At 66.0% G+C, this 1,032-nt stretch carries 1 protein-coding gene; it reads left to right on the plus strand.

The genetic code is table 11. The annotated features are described in order from the left end of the window. On the plus strand, positions 1 to 1,029 hold a 1,029-nt coding region (gene sucC / locus AC1DVI_RS32375), incomplete at its 5' end, for an ADP-forming succinate--CoA ligase subunit beta (RefSeq protein WP_476961472.1). Between the last annotated feature and the right edge of the window lie 3 nt (positions 1,030 to 1,032).

Genomic DNA, 1,032 nt, shown 5'->3' on the forward strand with positions numbered 1-1,032 from the left:
GGCCGCTTCAAGGACAACCCCGAGGGCAAGGGCGGCGTCCGCGTCGTCAAGTCCATCGAGGAGGTCGGCAAGAACGCCGGCGAGATGCTCAACCACGTGCTGGTCACCAAGCAGACCGGTCCGGAAGGCCGCGAGGTCAAGCGCCTCTACGTCGAGGAAGGCGCCGACATCAAGCGCGAGCTGTATCTCGGCATGCTGGTCGACCGCGCCACCGGTCGCGTCACCATCATGGCGTCCACCGAAGGCGGCATGGAGATCGAGGAGGTCGCCCACAACACGCCGGAGAAGATCGTCAAGGTCGCCGTCGATCCGGCCACCGGCATCCAGGGCTACCACACCCGCAAGGTCGCCTTCGCGCTCGGCCTCGAAGGCAAGCAGGTCGGGGCGGCGGCGAAGTTCCTGACCGCCATGTACCGCGCCTTCACCGAGCTGGACTGCGCGATCGTCGAGATCAACCCGCTGATCGTCACCGGCTCGGGCGAGATCCTGGCACTCGACGCCAAGATGGCCTTCGACGACAACGCCCTGTTCCGCCACAAGAATGTGGCCGAGCTGCGCGACGTCGCCGAGGAGGACCCGGCCGAGGTTGAGGCCGCCAAGCACGACCTGAACTACGTCAAGCTGGACGGCAACATCGGCTGCATGGTCAACGGCGCCGGCTTGGCGATGGGCACCATGGACATCATCAAGCTCTACGGCGGCGAGCCGGCCAACTTCCTCGACGTCGGCGGCGGCGCCACCAAGGAGCGCGTCACCGCGGCCTTCAAGCTGATCCTCTCCGATCCCAATGTGAGCGGAATCCTGGTCAACATCTTCGGCGGCATCATGCGCTGCGACGTCATCGCCGAAGGCGTCGTCACGGCGGCCCGCGACGTGAAGCTGCATGTGCCTCTGGTCGTCCGTCTGGAAGGTACCAACGTCGAGCTGGGCAAGAAGATCCTGGCCGAGTCCGGTCTGCCGATCCTGTCGGCCGACAACCTCGCCGACGCCGCCGAGAAGGTGGTCAAGGCCGTGAAGGAGGCCGCGTAAGAT

Source organism: Azospirillum sp. P4_B5 (genome assembly GCF_056402275.1).